Consider the following 19,072-nt stretch of genomic DNA (forward strand, 5'->3'; position numbering starts at 1 on the left):
CATGCTGGATTACTTACCCGAGCTGCTCAAAGGGCTGCATACCAGCCTGACGCTGACCGTGGCATCGTTGATTGCCGCGCTGGTACTGTCGCTGCTGTGCACCATTGTACTGGCGCTCAAAGTGCCGGTACTAAACTGGATAGTCAAAGGCTATATCACGCTGTTTACCGGCACCCCGCTGCTGGTGCAGATTTTCCTGATTTATTACGGTCCCGGCCAGTTCCCCAGCATCCAGAACATTCCGTGGCTGTGGCATCTGCTGTCGCAGCCCTGGCTGTGTGCGCTGCTGGCGCTGTCACTGAACAGCGCCGCTTACACTACGCAGCTGTTTTACGGCGCGGTGCGCGCCATTCCATCCGGTCAGTGGCAGTCCTGCGCCGCACTGGGTATGAATCGCAAAGACACGCTGCGCATTCTGCTGCCGTACGCCTTCAAGCGCGCCCTTTCGTCTTATTCCAACGAAGTGGTGCTGGTATTTAAAAGTACCTCGCTGGCTTACACCATTACGTTGATGGAAGTGATGGGCCACGGACAGCTGCTGTATGGCCGCACTTACGACATTTCGGTCTACGCCGCCGCTGGCCTGATCTATTTGGTGGTTAACGGTTTGCTGACGCTCATGATGCGCCTGGTGGAAAAACGTGCGCTGGCGTTTGAGCGCCGCAACTGATGTCAACAGAGCGGGCACCGAATAAGGTGCTCGCCCTTTCATATTATTAAGCAAAAATATTGCATATAAATTCATTAACTGGCATCGTGTAACCCGTTCCGTCTCTGGCAAGGTTTACAGGAGTTATATAATGAAAAAATGGATCGTTGCTGCTGCGCTGGCAACTCTGGCAATGAATGCTTATGCGGCGGAAAAAATCCGCTTCGCCTCTTCCGCAACTTATCCCCCTTTCGAATCGCTCGATCACGACAATCAAATCGTCGGCTTCGATATCGATCTGGCAAAAGCACTGTGTCAGCAAATGAAAGCGGAGTGCAGCTTCACCAATAATGCTTTCGATAGCCTGATTCCCTCGCTGAAATTCCGTCGCTACGACGCGGTGATTTCAGGTATGGATATCACCGCCGATCGTAGCAAGCAGGTGGATTTCACCCAGCCTTACTACGCCAACTCCGCCATCGTGATTGCGCACAAAGGCCAGTTCAGCGATTTCAGCCAGCTTAAAGGCAAACGTGTCGGCGTTGAGAACGGCACCACACATCAGAAATACCTGCTGGAGAAGCATCCGGAGGTGGTGGCGGTAGCCTATGACAGCTATCAAAACGCGATTCTTGATTTGAAAAACGGTCGCCTGAACGGCGTGTTTGGTGACACGGCGGTGGTCAATCAGTGGCTGAAGGCCAATGAGGATCTCAGTGCAGTCGGCGAGCATATCACCGATACCGATTTCTTCGGCACCGGCTTAGGCATTGCGGTACGTAAAGGCAATGAGCCGCTGCTAAACGAGCTAAATAGCGCGTTAGTGGCGTTGAAAGCCAACGGCACCTGGCAGCAGATTAATCAGAAGTGGTTCCCGGAATAAGTCTGATGGGATGGCGTGGCGCCGCCTGACAGATTCTGTATGGCAGGCGTTACGCTGTTCTCTTTGTCAGCAAACACAGCACTTCAAAATGCGCGGTGTGCGGGAACATGTCGAACAGCTGCACACGGCTGACGTCATAATCCGTTAGACGCGCGATATCCTGCGCCATGCTGGTGGGATTGCAGCTGGAATAGAGAATGTAATCGGGCGCCATCTCACTGAGATAAGCACACAACTCCGCACCAATGCCGCGACGCGGCGGATTGACCAGCACCAGCTGCGGCACGGCTTCCCGTGAAGTAGCGAACTGGGTGGAATCCAGCGCGGCAAAGCTCACCTTCTCCAGCCCCAACTGCTGCGCCGACTGCTGCGCACAGGCGATGGCTTCGGCGTTAATTTCAATCCCGGTCAGCTGCATGTCTGGCGTCGCGCAGTGCAAACCAAACCCGCCAACGCCACAAAACAGATCCCACATGCTGCTGACCTGCAGCTGCGCCACCCAATCGCGCGCGGTGGCGTAAAGATTGGCGGCAACCTGCGGGTTGGTCTGGAAGAAGCTTTGCGGGCGAATATAGAGCGGCACCTGATTAAAACGTTCAGCCAGCGCTTGATCCGGCGTCAGCGCGATCTCTTCATCACCTTCAAGGATCGCCATGTGCACCGGCTGAATATTCGCGGAGATCACTTTCAGCTGTGGTAACTGCTGCTGCAGCCACGGCAGTGCCGCACGTAGCTGCGCCAGCTTAGTGGTGGATCGCAGCACAAAGCGCAGCATCATGCCGCCCTGGGTGCTTTCAGTCAGCAGCAAAAACTTCAGCTCACCGCGTTTGCGCGCCACGTTATACGGGGTTAACCCCGCGCGGGCGATAAAGGGCTTAAGTACCTCGAACACCGCACCGAAGCTGTCGGGATAGAGCGGGCAGGCACACAAATCAACCGGTTCACCGTCGCGCGCCACCATACCGAGGATGGGACGCTCTACGCTGCCGCTAACCACCATTTTGGCTTTATTACGCAACCCTTGCTGCTCAGACTCAACCGGCGGCAACCACTCGGCGACCGGCCTTTCCGCCAGCAGCTGCTCCAGCAGCGACTGTTTGTCGTTGAGCTGTTGTGGATAGGGTTTTTCCAGCCACTGGCACGAGCGACAGCGACCGGCATCATAAAGCGCGCAATACATGGAAAGGCCTGTATTCAGAATCGGGAAAAAAATGGGGGCCGATTGTATCACCGGTGCCGGAAAAAAGCGCGGCTGCTGGCGGGCAAAAACAGCAGCAGCAGTACCAGCACATCCGGCAGCTTTTGCTGCAGGGTATGATGAATAATCTGCGCATTGCTTTCGCCGGGAATGCTGAAAATCTCTGGATAAATCCAGCCAACCGAAGCCATCAACATATAGAAAAGCACAATGATTTGCGTGACAACATAGCCCCAGCGTCCACGGTTATTGCCCCGCATCAGGGTGAAGGCACAGCGCAGTTCAAACAGGAAAATCAGCTGGCTGGCGATAAATATCAGCGTGGAATCCCAGGCCTGCGCGCTACGATGCACAAAGTTGGCAAGTTCGTCGTAACCCAGTTCGTTGGCCAGCATCAACACGCTGAGGCAGCGCGTGATAATAATCGCGCTGCCCGCCACCATGACCGGCACCGGCGTCGCGTTAATCATTGAACCGTTTTTCAGGGTTTCCGACATGGTTTAGCTCCGTCACCATAATAAAACGGGCCGAAATAATCAGCCCGTTCTTATGGTGGCAAATGTTACGATGTTCAGCCACGTTTTGCTTTCTGAATATCGCGTAATCGCTGCTTTTCTTCGTGCGCCATAAAGCGCCAGGCGATAAAACCGACTAAACCGACGACAAACAGAATCAACGATGCCAAGGCGTTGATCTCCGGATTTACCCCACGCCGCACGGTGGCAAAAATCGCCATCGGCAAGGTGGTTGCGCCTGGACCCGTGACGAAGCTGGCGATCACCAAATCGTCGAGCGATAGGGTAAACGCCAGCAGCCAGCCGGTGACAATCGCGGGTGCGATCATCGGCACGGTGATCACGAAGAACACTTTCACCGGTGTGGCACCGAGATCCATCGCCGCTTCTTCTATCGAGCGATCCAGTTCACGCAGACGCGAGTTGATCACCACCGCCACGTAAGCGGTACAGAAGGTCACGTGCGCCAGCCAGATAGTTAGCATGCCGCGATCGCTCGGCCAGCCAAACGTATTGCCCATCGCCACAAACAGCAGCAGCAAAGATAAACCGGTGATGACATCAGGCATGACCAGCGGCGCCGTCAGCATAAAGGCGAAACCGTTATGCCCGCGGAAGCGGCCAAAGCGCACAATCACCACCGCCGCCATGGTGCCGAGCACCACCGCCATCGTTGCTGAGAGCGCGGCGATAGTCAGGCTAAGCCCCACCGCATCGAGCATTGCCTGATCCTGGAACAGCACTTTGTACCAGTGGAATGAGAAGCTATCCCACACCGTCACCAGCGGCGAACTGTTGAAGGAGTACACCACCAGCAGCAGCATCGGCGCGTACAGGAACATAAAGCACAGCACCAGAATCACGGTGCGCCACGGAGATCGAATGGTAGGTAACTGGCTCACTCTTTCTCTCCCACTTCACGGTTCTGATGCTTGTGGAACCAGATGATCGGTAATATCAGAATCAACAGGATGATCACCGCCAGCGCGGACGCTACCGGCCAATCGCGGTTGTTAAAGAACTCCTGCCACAAAATGCGCCCAATCATGATGCTGTCCGGACCGCCGAGCAGTTCAGGAATCACGTACTCGCCCACCGCCGGAATAAACACCAGCATTGAGCCGGCAATAATCCCGCCTTTGGTCAGCGGGACAATCACGCTAAAGAAGGTCTTTAACGGACGCGCGCCGAGATCCAGCGACGCTTCCACCAGCGAATAATCAATACGCGTCAGCGCGGTATAAATCGGCAGCACCATAAACGGCAGATAGCAGTAAACGATACCGATATACACCGCGGTATTGGTGTAGAGAATCACCAGCGGGTGATCGATCACCCCGAGCCACATCAGGAAACGGTTGATAATGCCGTTGTTGTTGAGCAGCCCCATCCACGCGTAAACGCGCACCAGGAATGAGGTCCACGACGGCAAAATCACCAGCAGCAGCAAAATGGTGCGCATTGACGGCTTGCTGTGCGCCACCGCCCACGCCAGCGGATAGCCGATCATTAGGCAGATAATGGTCGAAATGCCCGCCACTTTCAGCGACGTCAGATAGGCATCGGCGTAGAGCGGATCGTCGGTCAGCGTAAAGTAGTTACCGAGATTGAGCACCAGATTGAGCTGACCATCCGCCCACGTAACCAAATCGGTATACGGCGGAATGGCGCGCGCAATATCGGCGAAGCTGATCTTCAGCACAATCAGGAATGGCAGCAGAAACAGCAGGATCAGCCACAGATAAGGCAGCGCAATCACCAGCTTGCGGCCGTGTTGCATTTTGATGCGCGTTGCCCAGCGCTGCAGCGGCGTGCCCACGACTTTAGGCACGCGGCGTTGAGAAATCTGGCTCATATCGCCCCCTTAAACCGTCAGAACCACACAGCTGTCAGCGTCCCAGCAGAGACGGACTTCATCGCCCCAGGTTGGCGCGCCTTTGCGGTAGCGATGGGCATTTTGCAACTGTGCGCTAATCATCTGGCCGCTGCGCAGACGCACGTGATAAATCGACAGGTCGCCAAGATAGGCAATGTGCACCACTTCACCGACGGCAAAATTACAGCCATCGGCCGGCACTTCCTCGCACAGCATCACTTTTTCCGGGCGCAGCGCAACGTGCACCGGCACGTTATCGACGACGGAGACATCAGTTTGCACCTTCAGCGGATGCACTAAGCCCGGCGCATCAATGATCAGCGCGTCTTCACCGCGGTCGCGCAGCAGGCCTTCAAACACATTCACCGAACCGATAAACTCGGCGCTGTAACGGCTGGTTGGATGCTCGTAAATCTCTTCCGGCTCACCAATCTGCACGAATTTGCCGCGGTTCATGATGGCGATGCGGCCCGCCATGGTCATCGCTTCTTCCTGATCGTGCGTCACCATCACGCAGGTGGCGCCCACTCGCTCAAGAATATCGACCACCTCATGCTGCATGCGGTCACGCAGCTTTTTATCCAGCGCGCCCATCGGTTCATCAAGCAGCAGCAGTTTCGGACGCTTCGCCAGGCTACGCGCCAGCGCCACACGCTGACGCTGGCCGCCAGAGAGCTGATGCGGCTTACGTTTGGCAAACTCCTGCATGTGCACCAGCGACAGCATCTCTTCGACGCGGCTGTTGATTTCACCTTTCGGCAGTTTGTCCTGCTTCAGACCAAAGGCAATGTTCTGCTCCACCGTCATGTGCGGGAACAGCGCGTAGGACTGAAACATCATGTTGATTGGGCGTTGATACGGCGCTACGTGCGAGAGATCCTGACCATCCAGCACAATCTGGCCGCTGGTCGGCGGTTCGAATCCCGCCAGCATACGCAGCAGCGTGGATTTACCACAGCCGGAAGCACCCAACAGCGCAAAAATTTCACCTTTGTAAATGGTCAAACTGACATCATCCACGGCGTGCTGGCCGTCAAAAGATTTGGTCAGATTGCGAATTTCCAGCAGCGGCGTCAACGCCTTAGCGGTTTTATTTGGGGGGCGGGGAATCGCGTCGTTCACTAACATTTCTCCGGCGCTAAAATCGCGCGGCACAGCCAGCCGCTAAAAATGGCACAACAGAGGCCAGTACCGCGCCTCTGCTGTCGTCTTCAGGCAATACTCGTTCAGAACGAGTTACTTACCACTTTTTACTTTAGTCCATGCACGGGTACGCACACGATCCAGTTTCGGATCCTGGACCTTGAGCACAAACAGTTTGGCCATGGCATCCGGCGTTGGGAAAATGCCCGGATTGTTGCGCACGTCCGCATTAATCAGCGGCAGCGAGGCTTTGTTACCGTTGGCATAGTTCATGTTGTTGGAAACATCAGCAATGACTTTTGGATCCATCATGTAGTTGAGGAATTTGTATGCCCCTTCTACATTTTTCGCGTCTTTTGGAATCGCGAACATGTCGAAGAACGCCAGGGCGCCCTGCTTCGGCACGATATAGCCCAGATGCACGCCGTTATTGGCTTTATCCGCACGATCTTTCGCTTGCAGGATATCGCCCGACCAGCCAATCGCTACGCAGATGTTGCCGTTCGCCAGGTCGTTGATGTACTGCGACGAGTGGAAGTAACGGATGTTCGGACGCAGTTTCAGCAGCAAATCGGTCGCCGCGCCAGAGTAATCTTTCGCGTCAGAGCTGTTGGGATCTTTGCCAAGGTAGTTGAGCACGGTAGCGAAAATCTCTTCCGGTGCATCAAGGAAGGAGACGCCGCAACCTTTCAGTTTTTCCAGGTTTTCCGGTTTCAACACCAGATCCCAGCTATCCAGCGGTACATCTTTGCCCAGTGCGGCTTTCACTTTATCGACGTTATAGCCGATGCCGGTGGTGCCCCACAGATAAGGGATCGCGTATTTGTTACCAGGATCGTGCTGGGCCACTTTCGCCATCAGATCGGGATCGAGGTTTTTATAGTTTGGCAGCTTGCTCTTATCCAGCTCCTGGAACACGCCCGATTGCAGCTGACGCGCAAGGAAACTCGACGATGGCACTACCACGTCATAACCGGTACTACCGGCCATCAGTTTGCCTTCCAGCACTTCGTTGGAATCGAAAACGTCGTAAACCACTTTATCGCCGGTCAACTTCTCAAAGTTCGGCACCGTGTCAGCCGCGATATAATCTGACCAGTTATACACATGCAGCGTTTTATCTTCTGCCTGAGCACCGGCGGCCGCAGCCATCAGCACACCAGCAACCACACCTGGCAACCATTTTTGACGTTGGTTGAACATGTTTTCCTTCCTCCTGAGCGGGTCATTACAACGCTGTATACACGCGATCCGAACGTTGCGTTTTCTGTAAAAATTACAGGCACACAATGAATCAATATTCAGCGGGAGTTTAATAGCAAAAACCTATAGTTGTGCTGAGGTTGCTTGTCCCAGTCAGCCCCGCAAGGATAGCCCCCCCTTACCTACTGCACCAGATCCCAGCTTAAAAAACGCCTTTTCGCGATAAGTTATGCATGTTTCTGCTATGGGGTTTGGCACTAGTGGCATAAAGCACAACTAATATCTGGCAATAAAGGGCAAAGTGCAGAATAAAAAGTGGTGGGGCAGAAATGAAAACTGCCGCAAAAAGCGGCAGTTAGCGAGGCGGGGAACTCAGTGCAGCATCGCGTGGCTGCTGGTGCTGGGCTGTCGCTCCTCTTCTTCTCCTTCCATGATGAGCAAGTTATTAGCGAAGGCTTCCATAATCACCATGGAAACGCCCTCTTCACTCTGCTTCATAAAGTGGGAGAACTGACCGAAGGTTAATCCGGCGGTGGTGCTGATCGACTGGCAGACAATCAGCTTCGGCAGATTGTCGTCCTGAATATCCACGAAGGCTTTAATCGTGAGCGAGCTGGCGTTGATCTGCGATAAATCGCCCACCAGCGGAATCAGCGCCGTGGGTTTCACTTCTGCCAGCGCGGAGAAGAGGATGACGTTATCCACCAGGTCAATTTTTGCATCAAACACCCCGTCAAAATTCTGCATGTGCGGCAGGTGCAGTGCCTGACAGGCATCGCATTCGAACCAGGTGATATTTTGTTGATCCAGCCAGCGACGCAGCACGTCAATGTCCGGAACGACCAGTGAATCCATCGTAATATCCTGTGGGGTGAAGAAATGAGCGCCTTAGCTTACGGAAAAACCGATCTGGATGCCACGAAAACCGCCGAAAAACGCGGGTTAGCCGCCGGTTTTAGGACGATAGCCGGGGCAAGCATGTTGCTCTATCCATGCGATCATCATGGTCGCGATATCCAAACCGGTAATGCCCTCAATGCCTTCCAGCCCCGGCGAAGCGTTCACTTCCATCACCAGCGGCCCGCGATGTGCGCGCAGAATATCCACACCAGCCACTTCGAGACCGAGCGTGCTGGCCGCTTTCACCGCAATTTCCCGCTCCTGTGCGGTGATCTCCACCGCTCGGGCTTTCCCGCCGCGATGCAGGTTGGAGCGAAAATCGCCCTCTTTTGCTTCGCGCTCAATCGCCGCCACCACTTCATTGCCAATCACTAAGCAGCGAATATCGCGCCCTTGTGCTTCCTTGATAAACTCCTGCACCAAAATATGTGCGTTGAGGCCACGAAAGGCATCGATCACGCTCTCCGCCGCCTGACGCGTTTCTGCCAGCACCACGCCGATGCCCTGGGTGCCCTCCACCAGCTTCACCACCAGCGGCGCACCGCCGACCATGGCAATCAAATCATCGGTATCATCCGGCGAGGAGGCAAAGCCGGTGATCGGCATATCAATCCCCTCACGCGCCAGCAGCTGCAGTGAACGCAGTTTGTCGCGCGCGCGGGTAATCGCTACCGATTCATTAAGCGGATAGCTGCCGCGCACCTCAAACTGGCGCAACACTGCCGTACCGTAAAAGGTGGTGGCGGTGCCGATACGCGGAATCACCGCATCAAAATGCCCCAGCGCCTCGCCGCGGTAGTGCACCGCCGGCGAATCGGAGTTGATATTCATGTAGCAGGAGAGCGGATCGATGATCTGCACCTGATGGCCACGCTCTTCCGCGGCGTCGCGCAGACGTTTACACGAATAGATCGATCCATCGCGGGTGAGAATGGCCATCTTCATTGCAGAGTTCCTTGTGCTTAGCGTGTCGCCCAACCCTGCTGATGCAGGTAATCCAGAATAAATGGACGCGTTTCTTTAATGATCAGACGCTGAATCAGCTGGCTCCAGTTTTCAGAACGCTGATTGCTGTCGCGTTGCTGATAATAGGCGGTAATTTGCTCATCGTACTGTGCCAGCACGGTTTTATCGACGGGTTGATAACGATTTTCGTGTACCAGCATCGCCTGCGGCATGCGCGGTTTAACGTCCGGCGCATCCGCTGGATGACCGACGCAGAAACCAAACAGCGGCAGCACAAACTTCGGCAGCTCAAGCAGTTCGGTGACTTGAGCAATACTGTTACGAATTCCGCCAATAAATACGCCGCCAAGGCCGAGCGATTCTGCCGCGACCATGGCATTTTGCGCCATCAGCGCGGTATCAACGCAGCCGAGCAGCAGCTGTTCAGCGCGTCCCAGCTGCGCATCCGGGCAAATCTGCTGATGACGATTGAAGTCAGCGCAGAACACCCAAAATTCCGCCGCCGCGCTAACCCAAGGCTGGCCGCCGGTAAGCTGCACCAGCTGCTCACGTTTTTCTCGATCGGTGATGCGAATAATGGAGGAACACTGCAAAAAGCTGGAGGTTGAGGCCGCTTGTGCCGCTGCAATAATGGCGCTGCGCTGCGCCTCATCAATGCCTTGTTCGGTAAAGGCGCGAATAGAACGGTGGCTGCACAGTAAATCGATAGTCGGCGTCATAATCCTCTCCGGTGGTTACTTCTTTTTGTTGGAATGATTGAACAATTGCGGGGCCATCGCCTTCGCCGTCCGCCACATCATCATCCATGCTGCAGGCAGCATCAGCGCGATGCCCAGAAAAAACAGCAGCGTCGCCAGCGGCTTTTTGGCCATAAAATCCGGTGCGCTCACCCAGTCATTGGTCAGTAGCAGCGCACCCACTACGGCAAGCACGCCGAGCACTTCGAGCAGCAACACGGGTTTGGGTAATGTGGCGAGATTACGCATGCGAGGGTTCCTTTGGCGTACAATCAGTTTTAGCGTCTGCATAGGCAGCAGATATCAGAATAACAGGTAACTTCTTCTTCCTTTAAGCAGGATGGGCGGGCATGATGTGACGCATTATTCACGCTGTGATGTGATTCTAGTCACAAAACAGCAGCGGAAGGAGAGAAGCAATGATTGCAGTGATTTTTGGCCGTTCTAGCTGCCCTTACTGCGTACGTGCAAAAGAGTTGGCGGCAAAGCTGACCAGCGAGCGCGACGATTTTAACTATCAGTACGTGGACATTCAGGCCACCGGCATCACCAAAGCCGATCTGGAAGCGCGTGCCGGCAAGCCGGTAACCACCGTGCCGCAGATTTTCCTCGACGATCAGCACATTGGTGGTTACACCGAATTTGCTGCCTGGACGAAAGAAAACCTGGGTATAGAAGCGTAAGATAACGGGCCTGCGGGCCCGTTTTTGATCGGGCTATTCAGCCCGCATCGCCAGCATAATCCGTAGCAAGCGCACCAGCAGTGCCCCACATCCCGCCCAGAACAGCGCACTTAAACTCCAGGCCACAATCAGCAAGGCGCTGTGCGTCATCGGTATGACCAGCATCAGCCACATCATTCCCAGCAGCGTCCCACCCAGCGCAATCCACAACGTGCTGACCAGCGGACTCTCTGGCTGCAAAAGCGCCATTAACATCCCCGGTAATAAAAACAGCAGTAATTCTGGTTGTCCGCGCACGGCTTGTTCACTGGCGGCGGCCCAGAAATGGTGTGCATAAATAAACACCAGCGTATAAAGCATCACGCCCAGAACCGATGCTGGCCAGCGATTATTGCGCTGCAACATAATTAGCCTCAACTTTTACGTTAACAATTATGAAACTTTTTGCCCTGATGCGCACGACTGGAAATAAAAAGAAACAGCTGGAGGCGAAAGGAATGAAAACTGCCGATAGCTGAGGATGTTAATTATGATTAGAATGACGCCGCTTTAGTATGAGGTCTTAGCTTTTTTGTTGCAGAAACCTTAGCGGTCGGCACAAGATAGCGAAAAAAGTCCTGCTCATCAACTTGTTACAGGTAAAGAAGAAGTTAAACCGTGAACATTAACGTCGCAGAATTGTTAAGCGGAAATGACGTTCTGTTATTATTTGTCGTTTTAGCACTCGGACTTTGCCTGGGTAAATTACGCCTCGGCTCGGTCCAACTCGGTAATTCCATTGGTGTACTGGTTGTTTCGCTAATTTTAGGCCAGCAGCATTTCGCTATTAATACTGACGCCTTAAGTCTTGGCTTTATGTTGTTTATTTTTTGTGTCGGCGTGGAAGCCGGGCCAAACTTTTTCTCAATCTTTTTCCGTGACGGTAAAAATTACTTCTTTTTGGCGATTGTTATGGTGGTTAGCGCGCTGTTAATCGCGTTGACGCTCGGCAAATTGTTCGGCTGGGATATTGGTTTAACCGCGGGCATGCTGGCAGGTTCAATGACCTCGACGCCGGTGTTAGTGGGCGCGGGTGATACGCTGCGGCAAAGCATCAGCGACAGTCATCAACTCACGCTGATGCAGGATAACCTTAGCCTCGGTTACGCCCTCACCTATCTGGTGGGATTAGTGAGCCTGATTTTTGGTGCGCGCTATCTGCCGCGCCTGCAGCATCAGGATCTGCCAACCTGCGCGCAGCAAATTGCCCGCGAGCGCGGCCTTGATGCCGATAGCCAGCGCAAGGTGTTTCTGCCGGTCATCCGCGCCTATCGCGTGGGCCCGGAACTGGTGGAGTGGAGCGGCGGCAAAAACCTGCGTGAGCTGGGCATTCATCGCCAGACCGGCTGTTATATCGAGCGGCTGCGCCGCAACGGTATTCTCGCCAGCCCGGATGGAGACGCCATGTTACAGCTCGGCGACGATATCTCGCTGGTAGGCTATCCCGATGCGCATGCGCGCCTGGATCCCAGCTTCCGCAACGGCAAAGAAGTGTTCGATCGCGATCTGCTGGATATGCGCATCGTTACCGAAGAGATCGTGGTGAAAAACCACAACGCGGTTAACAAACGCCTGAGTCACCTCAAATTGACCGACCACGGTTGTTTTCTTAACCGCGTGATCCGCAGCCAGATTGAGATGCCGATTGATGACAGCATCATGCTAAACAAGGGTGATGTGCTGCAGGTGAGCGGCGAAGCGCGTCGCGTAAAGAGTTTGGCCGACCGCATTGGTTTTATCGCCATCCACAGCCAAATCACCGATCTCCTCGCCTTCTGCGCCTTCTTTATCGTCGGCCTGATGGTGGGCATGATCACCTTCCAGTTCAGCAACTTCAGCTTCGGCATCGGCAACGCCGCCGGATTGCTATTCGCCGGCATTATGCTTGGCTTTATGCGGGCCAACCATCCCACGTTTGGCTACATCCCGCAGGGCGCGCTGACGATGGTGAAAGAGTTTGGCCTGATGGTGTTTATGGCCGGCGTCGGCCTGAGTGCGGGCAGCGGCTTGCAGCACGGTTTTGGCAGCGCAGGCGCATTGATGCTTCTGAGTGGCCTGCTGGTGAGTTTGCTGCCGGTGGTGATTTGCTATCTGTTTGGCGCCTATGTGCTGCGTATGAACCGCGCCCTGCTGTTTGGCGCCATCATGGGGGCACGCACCTGTGCGCCGGCAATGGAGATCATCAGCGATACCGCGCGCAGCAGCATTCCCGCGCTGGGTTATGCCGGCACCTACGCAATTGCCAACGTATTGCTCACGCTGGCGGGCACCTTGATAGTGATAATCTGGCCGCTATTGCCATTCTAAAAATATATTTGACGCAATAACGAACTTTCTTTTGGGGTCGCAGTCTGAATAAGTGCCACTGCTTTTCTTTGAAATCCCCAAATTGCGGAGCCCGCCGGTCAATGACTTGCGGGTTTTTTTATGGCTATCGATCCTGTGGTTTAAGGTTCACTGCTGCGTAAATTGTCAGCCTGTCCACCGCCTGCGCTATTTTCCAATATTCATGCAACTTTCATCAAAGTTAAACACTCCAACAACCCGCAATAAGATTAAGAGCGCGACTATTTATTACTGATGCGCGCGCTTTTAGGCTATCAGCTTTATTTTGCTGGCAATTTTTACACTGGTGTTGTTTGGGTAAACAAGTCGAGGATACGCAATCGTGATGGAAGCACTTAACCACACGCTTTTTTTATGGATCAACGCCACGCAGGATTCACCGCAATGGCTGATCGGTCTGGCGACGTTTATCGCCAAAGATGTGATTGCCATTGTGCCGCTGCTGATTGTCGCGCTCTGGTTGTGGGGACCGCGCGATCAGGTGCAATCACAGCGCGAACTGGTGCTAAAAACCGGCATGGCGCTGCTGTATGCATTGAGCATTTCATGGTGCGTGGGTCAGTTGCTGCCGCATCCACGCCCTTTCGCCATCGGTTTCGGCCATCAGTTCCTGTCGCATGCGCCAGACGACTCTTATCCGAGCGATCACGGCACCACCATTTTCACCTTTGCGCTGGCGTTTATCTTCTGGCACCGCATGTGGTCTGGCGTACTGTTGCTGGTCGTCGGTAGCGCCATTGCCTGGTCACGCGTCTACCTTGGCGTGCACTGGCCGTTGGATATGCTGGGCGGATTTTTGGTCGGCATGCTGGGTTGCCTGGCGTCACACATGGCATGGCAGCTTTATGGTCAGCGGATGCTGGCGTTCACCCATCAGGTGTATCGCGCGCTGTTCGCTATGCCGATTAAGAAGGGTTGGATTCGCGAGTGAGCGATGAGGTCGCCATGAGTGGCGACCCAACAAATTCATCAGGTGCGCAGGGCTGCGCACCGTCTAATTAACTAAACCACTTCCCGAACCAGCCGTGGAATTTCATCATCACGAAATCCCAGATCCGGCCAACAAAGCCGCCTTCCGGCACGGCTTCCATCGCCACCAGCGGACGTTGTTCAATGGTTTTGCCATCCAGCTGGAAGTCGATGGTGCCGACCACCTGATTTTTCTCTAGCGGCGCTTCCAGCTGCGGTGAGTTCAGAGTAAAGCTGGCCTTGAGATTTTTCATCTGCCCTTTCGGCACGGTAATCGCCGCGTCTTTGGCCACGCCAAGATTGACCTGGCTGCGATCGCCAAACCACACGCGCTGCTGGGCAAACGGCTTGTCAGCTTTAATCGGCGTGACCGTTTCATAGAAGCGGAAACCCCACGTCAGCAACTTCTCGCTCTCGCGGAAACGCGTTGCATCGGTCGCCGCACCGAGCACTACCGAAATCAGACGCATATCGCCTTCGGTGGCCGATGCCACCAGATTGTTACCCGCGCCAGAGGTATGGCCTGTTTTAATGCCATCCACCTTCAGATTGCTGCTCCAAAGTAGGCGGTTGCGGTTCATCTGCTTGATCTTGTTGAAGGTGAACTCTTTTTCACTGTTAAGCGCGTACTCTTCCGGCACATCGCTAATCAGACGTTGACCGATAATCGCCATGTCGCGCGCGGTGCTGTACTGCCCTTCGGCATCCAGACCGTGCACCGTCATAAAGTGAGTATTTTGCAGACCAAAGGCTTTGACGTAGTTATTCATCAAGCCGATAAACGAATCCTGACTGCCCGCCACATAATCGGCCAGCGCAATGCACGCATCGTTGCCGGACTGAATCACCACGCCTTTATTCAGTTCTGATACCGGAATGCGGTCGCCGGGTTTAAGGAACATTAGCGATGAACCGCGCAGTTTTGGATTGCCGGTAGCCCAGGCATCCTGACCGATGGTCACCATATCGTCATTGGTAATTTTGCCCGATTTCAACGCCTGGCCGACCACATAGCTGGTCATCATTTTGGTCAGGCTTGCCGGATCGAGACGCTGATCGGCATTGGATTCCGCCAGCACTTTTCCGCTGTTGTAATCCATTAAGATCCAGGCTTTGGCATCAATTTGCGGTGCTGCAGGTGCCTGCTCAGCCTGCGTGGTGACGGGAATAAAAAGCAGTAATAGTGAAGAAGCAGCCAGCGGCCGCCAGACAGAAGCGAAGGTGTTTTTTCTCATGAGCGTGACCAGATTGTCCTTGTTAAATCTTGGTTTTCTTGCAGGCAAGACGTGTCTCGCCCAACGCTAACGGTTCATGCCAGCGAAAAAAACCGTTCAATCGTAAAGTTTTATAGAGTTTATTAGAGTAACCCTGGCACCAACCGCCCTGCGCTGCCACTTTTGCGCGGCTGACCGCAAAGAAAAATTGCGTGTAATTCCGATTTTTCGCAGAACGGTTAAGCCAGTCACAAATTTCCGCTAACCTGAATCTCAGTCAGCCTGAGGAGAGCCGCGATGGACTTAGCCATTTTCGATCTGGATGAAACCCTGATTTGTGAAGACAGCACCAGCCTGTGGCTACGCTGGCTGGTTTCACAGGGATTTGCCCCCGAAGAGATCATTCAGCAGGAGAAAATCCTGATGGAGCAGTATCACACCGGTACGTTATCAATTGAAGAGTATATGAACACCACGCTGGCACCGTTAGCTGGCATGGCAACCATGACCGTCGAAGGCTGGGTACGCCGCTTTATCCATCGCGACATCATGCCGCGCGTCTTTCCTGCTGCGCGCGCGCGCATCGAGTGGCATCAGCAACGCGGCGACACGGTGATGATCATTACCGCCAGCGGCGACCATTTAGCCGTGCCGATTGCCGAACGTCTTGGCGTACACGGTGCGTTGGCGATTGGCGTGGAAGTGGTGGATGAACGCTACAGCGGCCAAACCTACGGCACCATGACCTATCGCGAAGGCAAAGTGACGCGCCTCAGTGACTGGAAAGCCTTACAGCAGGAGCAGCGCTTTGAACGCACCTGGGCTTACAGTGATTCCATGAACGATTTGCCGCTGCTGACGCATGCCGATCATGCCTGGGTAGTGAACCCCAACCCGCTGCTGCTACAAGAGGCGCAGCAGCGCGGTTGGGAAGTGTGTAACTGGGTACGTTGAGTTAACCGCGCGGGGTGCTGGCTTCAGCTGCCAGCCCCACTTTCAGCAGCTTGCCATTGGCTTCATCGGTCAATACATACAGATAACCATCCGGTCCCTGGCGCACATCGCGAATGCGCTCGCCACGATCGTCCAGTAACCGCTGCTCTTCCACCACTTTTTCGCCGTTAACCTGTAAACGAATGAGGTTCTTCTCCTTCAACGCGCCGATAAACAGCGAGTTTTTCCACTGCGGGAAACGTGCGCTGTTGTAAAACGCCATGCCGCTAATGGCAGGAGAGACTTTCCAGTAATGCAGCGGCTGTTCCGTGCCGTCTACGGCGCTGCCCTTGGCTTCCGGCACCTTTTCACCGCTGTAATCAATGCCGTGAGTGGCCAGCGGCCAGCCATAGTTTTTGCCCTTTTGCGGGATATTCACCTCATCGCCGCCGCGTGGACCGTGTTCGCTTTCCCACATTTGCTGCGTCCACGGATTGAGCGCCAGACCTTGCGGATTGCGCATGCCATAGGACCAGATTTCAGCACGAGCCCCTTTACGGTCAACGAACGGATTATCCGCGGGAATTGCGCCGTCCTGGGTCAGGCGCACGATTTTACCGGAAAGTTTATCCAGCTGCTGTGCGCTGCTGCTGGCGAAGTTATCGCCGAAGGCGATATAGAGAAAACCCTGACGATCAAACGCCAGTCGCGTGCCGATATTCGCGCCACCCGAGAGCTTCGGCGTTTGCTCCAGCACCACCTTAAAATCGCTCAATTGACGATTATCGTCGCTGAGTCGCCCATAACCCACCACGCCGCCAGCGCGTCCACTGGCATCGGCGGTGGTATAACTCAGCCACACGCGACGGCTTTGGGCGAAATCAGGCGCCAACACCACGTCCAGCAAGCCACCCTGGCGATTGGCCCACACTTTCGGCACGCCGCCAATCGGCTGTGACAAGCCTTTGCCCGGCTGCCAACTGCGCAGCTGACCGGATCGTTCAGTAATTAACAGCGTTTGATTGTCGGGCAGAAATGCGACCGACCACGGATGATCGAGCTTGTCTTGCAAAACCTGCACCTGCACATCGGCAGCGAGCAGCGGGGAGGAACAGCTTAAGGCGCTAAACAGAAGCGCGGCGGGCAGTAATCGCATGGCATTCTCCTTTATCACGGTCTGCCGTTAAGGGTAGTCAGCGCGTAACAAAGGATGGGACGGATTTACAAAACATTAAGCCCGGCGCAAGGCCGGGCTCGACGTTACGGTGTGGAAAACGCCACTACATCGCGCACCATCTCATCAATCGCCGGACGGAGATCGTTAAGCGTGATTGGCGTGCTGCTATTTGGCAACGGCTTGCCAAAGGCTTTACGCACCACTTTGATCAGCGGCTTACCGGTCTGTCCATCAACCGCTTCCACTTCGAGGAACAAGGCACTCTCTTGCGTGCGATGTCCGGTGGCCGCCATGGTGCTGGCGACTACCGCAGCGACCGGTACAACTTCATAGAATTGCATGCCTTTGTTTTCGGCCGACACCGCAGTAATGGCTGTTTTCACCACCAACGTTTGTGGACCTTTTTGTGTTACCAGCGGTTTGCGCTCAGAGATTGCGCGTTTTAGCTGGCTATCGGTATAGCTCCGCACCTCGTCCAGTGTTTGCTGACTGACACGTGCATTAGCATGTGGCACCGGATAATAGACCACTGGCGTATAGACCACGCCGCGATAATCCGCATCGCGATAATCGGGAGATACCCAGCGTAGCGTTGGTTTGCCGCTCGGTGATTTCTCCGGTTGTAACTGACTATAATCGCCAAGAAAGCCCGAATATTGTTGTTTGTCGGCAACATGAGAGGTACAGCCCGCCGCCAGCAGCGCCAGCGTTAAGACGGGAACAGAAAGGGAAAATCGCATAAGAGAGCCCTTATCAGAGGTAATTGCTTCTCAAGTGTAGAGGCTGGTAATGCGCGTGGGGGGAAATTTTCGCGAAATGCGAGGAAAAACCACCTGCATTGCAGGTGGTTAGGCGGAATTACTCGAAGCAGGTTTCCGGATTTTCCGACAGTGAAATGAACGATTCACCGCCTTTCGTCAGAGCGATTATTCCGCCGCTCTCAATATCATAAACCCACCCGTGCAGGCGAACTTTGCCTTTACGCAGCGCCACCGCCACGGAAGGGTGTGTTTTGATATTGTGCAGCTGCGCAATCACGTTCTCTTTCACCATCTCATTGAGACGTTTCTCCACGCTATCGTAGTTGCGCTCTTCCACCACCGCTTTAGCGGCGTTGGCGTAGTGCAACCAGTGATCGACCGCCGGCATGGTTTCAAGATCGGCATTCGATGCAATGGCGTTCATGGCACCGCAGTTGGAGTGGCCGCAAATAATAATTTCGGTCACACCCAGCGCGACGACCGCGTACTCAATGGTCGCTGACACACCACCTGGCTCGGGTCCAAACGGCGGCACAATGTTACCGGCGTTACGGATCACGAACAGCTGGCCAGGCTCTGACTGCGTCACCAGCTCTGGCACCAGACGGCTGTCTGAGCAGGAGATAAACAGGGCTTTGGGATTTTGGTTGGATGCCAAACTTTTGAAAAGATCCTTCCTTTCGGGGAACACATTCTGTTGAAAATTCAGAAAACCTTTGACGATCTCTTGCATTTGTTTGCTCTCACATTATCCACTTCTGCCCTGGCAGTGAGGATTCACCATCAGTGCGATTTGAAATTTTCAGTGCAGATAATAACTTACCTTCACCGACCCAACATTTAAGCAAAACACGCCCGCTTACACAACTCGGATGACCCT

General features: G+C 54.4%; 21 protein-coding genes. 6 read left to right on the forward strand and 15 right to left on the reverse strand.

Features of this window, described 5'->3' with window-relative positions; genetic code table 11:
* The first annotated feature begins 1 nt into the window (after position 1).
* Both artM and artJ read left to right on the forward strand, forming a co-directional pair.
* A complete protein-coding gene (gene artM / locus WFL93_RS02685) occupies positions 2-670 on the forward strand; it encodes an arginine ABC transporter permease ArtM (RefSeq protein ID WP_336777197.1) in 669 nt (222 codons plus the stop codon).
* 130 nt (positions 671-800) lie between these two features.
* Positions 801-1,532: an arginine ABC transporter substrate-binding protein gene (artJ, locus tag WFL93_RS02690; protein ID WP_049850997.1), complete on the forward strand. Its 732-nt coding sequence runs from the start codon at positions 801-803 to the stop codon at positions 1,530-1,532.
* Between the two features lie 49 nt (positions 1,533-1,581).
* Here the strand turns inward: artJ and rlmC are convergent, their stop codons facing one another.
* The 10 genes from rlmC to WFL93_RS02740 form a co-directional block, all read right to left on the reverse strand.
* A complete protein-coding gene (rlmC, locus tag WFL93_RS02695; RefSeq protein WP_049850996.1) occupies positions 1,582-2,712 on the reverse strand; it encodes a 23S rRNA (uracil(747)-C(5))-methyltransferase RlmC in 1,131 nt (376 codons plus the stop codon).
* 47 nt (positions 2,713-2,759) lie between these two features.
* A complete protein-coding gene (locus tag WFL93_RS02700) occupies positions 2,760-3,227 on the reverse strand; it encodes a YbjO family protein (RefSeq protein ID WP_336777198.1) in 468 nt (155 codons plus the stop codon).
* A 74-nt stretch (positions 3,228-3,301) separates the two neighbouring features.
* The gene (gene potI / locus WFL93_RS02705; protein WP_007887657.1) at positions 3,302-4,147 is read right to left on the reverse strand and encodes a putrescine ABC transporter permease PotI; all 846 of its coding nucleotides are present in this window, start codon (positions 4,145-4,147) and stop codon (positions 3,302-3,304) included.
* On the reverse strand, positions 4,144-5,100 hold the full coding sequence (gene potH / locus WFL93_RS02710) for a putrescine ABC transporter permease PotH (protein WP_336777199.1): 957 nt from the start codon (positions 5,098-5,100) through the stop codon (positions 4,144-4,146). Before potH ends, potI begins: the two co-directional genes overlap by 4 nt.
* Before the next feature lie 9 nt (positions 5,101-5,109).
* Positions 5,110-6,243 (reverse strand): putrescine ABC transporter ATP-binding subunit PotG, encoded by a 1,134-nt coding sequence (gene potG / locus WFL93_RS02715; protein WP_007887659.1) that lies wholly within the window; start codon positions 6,241-6,243, stop codon positions 5,110-5,112.
* A gap of 114 nt (positions 6,244-6,357) precedes the next feature.
* Complete coding sequence (gene potF, locus WFL93_RS02720; protein WP_007887660.1) at positions 6,358-7,467, reverse strand: spermidine/putrescine ABC transporter substrate-binding protein PotF; 1,110 nt, start codon at positions 7,465-7,467, stop codon at positions 6,358-6,360.
* A 372-nt stretch (positions 7,468-7,839) separates the two neighbouring features.
* Positions 7,840-8,322, reverse strand: a complete 483-nt coding sequence (locus tag WFL93_RS02725; protein WP_007887662.1) for a YbjN domain-containing protein — start codon at positions 8,320-8,322, stop codon at positions 7,840-7,842.
* An 87-nt stretch (positions 8,323-8,409) separates the two neighbouring features.
* Complete coding sequence (gene rimK, locus WFL93_RS02730) at positions 8,410-9,312, reverse strand: 30S ribosomal protein S6--L-glutamate ligase (protein WP_007887665.1); 903 nt, start codon at positions 9,310-9,312, stop codon at positions 8,410-8,412.
* 17 nt (positions 9,313-9,329) lie between these two features.
* Positions 9,330-10,052, reverse strand: a complete 723-nt coding sequence (gene nfsA / locus WFL93_RS02735) for an oxygen-insensitive NADPH nitroreductase (protein ID WP_049850995.1) — start codon at positions 10,050-10,052, stop codon at positions 9,330-9,332.
* 15 nt (positions 10,053-10,067) lie between these two features.
* Positions 10,068-10,319 (reverse strand): DUF1418 family protein, encoded by a 252-nt coding sequence (locus WFL93_RS02740; protein ID WP_007887671.1) that lies wholly within the window; start codon positions 10,317-10,319, stop codon positions 10,068-10,070.
* Between the two features lie 170 nt (positions 10,320-10,489).
* Here WFL93_RS02740 and WFL93_RS02745 point away from each other — a divergent pair, with 170 nt between their 5' ends.
* Positions 10,490-10,753 (forward strand): GrxA family glutaredoxin, encoded by a 264-nt coding sequence (locus WFL93_RS02745; RefSeq protein WP_007887673.1) that lies wholly within the window; start codon positions 10,490-10,492, stop codon positions 10,751-10,753.
* A 33-nt stretch (positions 10,754-10,786) separates the two neighbouring features.
* On the opposite strand, the gene ybjM is transcribed toward WFL93_RS02745, so the two are convergent.
* Complete coding sequence (gene ybjM / locus WFL93_RS02750; protein ID WP_336777200.1) at positions 10,787-11,158, reverse strand: inner membrane protein YbjM; 372 nt, start codon at positions 11,156-11,158, stop codon at positions 10,787-10,789.
* A gap of 252 nt (positions 11,159-11,410) precedes the next feature.
* On the opposite strand from ybjM, the gene WFL93_RS02755 reads away from it, so the two are divergent.
* Both WFL93_RS02755 and ybjG read left to right on the forward strand, forming a co-directional pair.
* Positions 11,411-13,099 (forward strand): aspartate:alanine antiporter, encoded by a 1,689-nt coding sequence (locus tag WFL93_RS02755; RefSeq protein ID WP_007887678.1) that lies wholly within the window; start codon positions 11,411-11,413, stop codon positions 13,097-13,099.
* Positions 13,100-13,463: 364 nt separating this feature from the next.
* The gene (gene ybjG / locus WFL93_RS02760; protein WP_049850993.1) at positions 13,464-14,069 is read left to right on the forward strand and encodes an undecaprenyl-diphosphate phosphatase; all 606 of its coding nucleotides are present in this window, start codon (positions 13,464-13,466) and stop codon (positions 14,067-14,069) included.
* A gap of 67 nt (positions 14,070-14,136) precedes the next feature.
* On the opposite strand, the gene WFL93_RS02765 is transcribed toward ybjG, so the two are convergent.
* On the reverse strand, positions 14,137-15,342 hold the full coding sequence (locus WFL93_RS02765; protein WP_049850992.1) for a serine hydrolase: 1,206 nt from the start codon (positions 15,340-15,342) through the stop codon (positions 14,137-14,139).
* A 276-nt stretch (positions 15,343-15,618) separates the two neighbouring features.
* Between WFL93_RS02765 and WFL93_RS02770 the strand changes: the two genes are divergently transcribed.
* Positions 15,619-16,275: an HAD family hydrolase gene (locus tag WFL93_RS02770; protein ID WP_336777201.1), complete on the forward strand. Its 657-nt coding sequence runs from the start codon at positions 15,619-15,621 to the stop codon at positions 16,273-16,275.
* A 1-nt stretch (position 16,276) separates the two neighbouring features.
* Here WFL93_RS02770 and WFL93_RS02775 read toward each other — a convergent pair whose 3' ends face one another.
* The 3 genes from WFL93_RS02775 to WFL93_RS02785 all read right to left on the reverse strand — a co-directional run bounded on the left by WFL93_RS02775 (position 16,277) and on the right by WFL93_RS02785 (position 18,925).
* On the reverse strand, positions 16,277-17,410 hold the full coding sequence (locus WFL93_RS02775) for a PQQ-dependent sugar dehydrogenase (RefSeq protein WP_336777202.1): 1,134 nt from the start codon (positions 17,408-17,410) through the stop codon (positions 16,277-16,279).
* A gap of 104 nt (positions 17,411-17,514) precedes the next feature.
* Positions 17,515-18,171 carry a DUF3313 domain-containing protein gene (locus tag WFL93_RS02780; protein ID WP_336777203.1) on the reverse strand — a complete coding sequence of 219 codons (657 nt, stop codon included), beginning with the start codon at positions 18,169-18,171 and terminating at the stop codon, positions 17,515-17,517.
* Positions 18,172-18,289: 118 nt separating this feature from the next.
* Entirely contained in the window at positions 18,290-18,925 is a 636-nt protein-coding gene (locus WFL93_RS02785; RefSeq protein WP_007887698.1) for a carbonic anhydrase, read from the reverse strand.
* Positions 18,926-19,072 lie beyond the last annotated feature (147 nt).

Origin of the sequence: Pantoea sp. USHLN256 (assembly GCF_037149875.1) — a bacterium.
Taxonomy (GTDB): domain Bacteria; phylum Pseudomonadota; class Gammaproteobacteria; order Enterobacterales; family Enterobacteriaceae; genus Pantoea; species Pantoea nemavictus.